This window comes from Bacillus sp. C30, from assembly GCF_040838255.1.
Classification (GTDB): Bacteria; Bacillota; Bacilli; order Bacillales; family Bacillaceae_G; genus Bacillus_A; species Bacillus_A mycoides.
This window is the reverse complement of record NZ_JBFPJH010000469.1, coordinates 1-2157: the sequence shown is the minus strand read 5'-3', so window position 1 is coordinate 2157 and position 2157 is coordinate 1. Positions and strand designations below refer to the sequence as shown.

Below are 2157 nucleotides of genomic sequence, written 5' to 3'. Positions count from 1 at the left end.
CTTGAAATCATTTCATTATAATCTCTCCAAAAATCGTCAGTATTTAAGAAAAGAAATACTCTACCGCCTGATTGGTTACCAATAAAGGGCTCTTGTTCAGGTTTAGATGCCCTGGCTAGTAATATTGTGGTGCCGACTGAACCTGGAGGAGATACCACTACCCACCGTTTGTTTTCTTCTGGCTGATAAATATCTTCAACTAATGTGAAATTTAGTTTCTTTGTATAAAACTCTATTGCCTCGTCATAGTCTTTTACTACTAATGCAATATGAACTATCGATTGAACCATTATTGTCCCTCCTAATCTTACTCACTGATCGAGTTTATATTATAACATTTCTAGTTTTAACCTGTCCGTTAATTCTTCTTACATCACATGCGAATCATTCTCTTTATTCAATATAAATAACCATCTATCAGTAAGCAGATAGATGGTTATTTATTCGAAAGAATATAATTAAACAAATGTATTTTTACGACTGTTGATAAGCCGATTTCGATGATTTCACATAATAAACCCCGTGCTCAACCTTAATGATATGATCTGGTTTTGGCTTACCGCGGCCCGCTCTATGTCCAGCTAAGTGCTCTTCACTCGTTTCCCAGTTCTTCCATGCTTCTTCCGATTCCCACCGAATCATAACTACAACTTCTTCGTCTCCGCGTCTTACTTTTTTAACGAGAACACTTAAGTCGATGAATCCTTCAAATTTTTCAATAATGCCTTCTCCTGTGAAACGCTCTACAACTATATTAGATGTACCTTCTTTTACTGTAAATGTCTTCGTTTCGATAAACATATATTCCACTCCCTCTTTGTAATACGAATACTAGTATTCTTCTATTATAATTGATTATGATAATTGTTTTCAATTATAAAGTTTCAAATCTTTAGAATTATGCTGACTTCTCCTCAATCGACTCATCTAAAAATTTGAAATACGGAAGCAATATTCCTATTAAAGAAGTGACACATATAATCGAGCCAATGATAAAGTATAGTACTCTCACTCCCCACATTTCACTCAGTATTCCCCCTAATAACACACCTAATGGCATTGCCGATCGTATGAAAAATAATCGCACTGAAAATACTTTTCCTATCATATTACTTGGGACAGTTTGTTGGCATATCTTCGTATTATGAACATTGAAAAATGAAATACAAATACCTGCAATTACTTCAATAATTACCGCAATTATAATACTGTGATTGAACCCTAAAGAAATGTATGTAAGGCCACCTATAAACAATCCTCCAAGCATAAGTATTCGCCGGCTTTTATATGTTACTTTTCCGACTAAGATTGATCCAACTACATAGCCAAGTGGGAAACCTGCCATGAAGTAACCGTACTCCGCATATCCCGCTGACAGCTCATCTTTTATATAAGGTAGGTTTGTAACCATCGTTACCCCAACTCCAAATTGAACGAAAGTAAGAAATATACCGAGCCAAACGATTATTGGTTTTGTGAAAAAGTATGTAAAACCATGAAGAAACTGTTCTATCCACGTTTTTCGAATCTCTTGCTGTACCCTCTTTTCTTTTATGAAAAGCAATAATCCTCCGCTTATAAATAAACACATACATACGAAAGATAGCGTAAGTTCGATTCCAATAAATTTAATGACGATACCACCTATTACTGGCGCGAGAAACATCATAAGACGAGTCATTCCATCTATATACGCATTTGCATCTTGAAGCTGCTCTTTATTCACAACAGTTGGTGTAATCGCTTGGCTCGCAGGGGTATAAAGAGGCGCAATGAGACCAACTATAATTTGGACAACGTAAATGTGCCAAACTTCTATACTGCTAGTAACTAGCATCGCCAAAGGCAGTAAGAAAACAGATGCCCGCATCCATTGCGAAAAAATCATAATCCACTTTCGGCTCCATTTATCAATAAATGGCCCACTTATAAATTGCAGTATGAGAGAAGGAATTAGATATAGTAACCACATACTGCTTAATGCTGTTTTTCGATCCTGTTAACTCATATACAAGAATTGAATTACATAACGTCCCGAAAGCCCCGCCTAATTCTGAAATTGCACTACCAATCCACATATAAAAGAATGAACGGTTTTTCAATACACTTTTCACTATAGCTCACCAACTTTTCTATTAAATTCCTCCCTTTATGTAC

The 2157-nt window shown here is 35.8% G+C and carries 2 protein-coding genes and 1 pseudogene; all 3 read right to left on the bottom strand.

Annotation, left to right across the window (positions count from 1 at the left end; genetic code table 11):
• Positions 1 to 290, bottom strand: a 290-nt coding sequence (locus AB3X49_RS21835) for a VOC family protein (RefSeq protein WP_367964709.1), incomplete at its 3' end; no start/stop codon positions are given.
• Between the two features lie 184 nt (positions 291 to 474).
• Positions 475 to 801, bottom strand: coding sequence for a heme-degrading monooxygenase HmoA (gene hmoA, locus AB3X49_RS21830; protein ID WP_000469495.1), 327 nt, complete (start codon positions 799 to 801; stop codon positions 475 to 477).
• A gap of 97 nt (positions 802 to 898) precedes the next feature.
• Positions 899 to 2114: pseudogene (locus AB3X49_RS21825) on the bottom strand (MFS transporter).
• Positions 2115 to 2157: the final 43 nt, after the last annotated feature.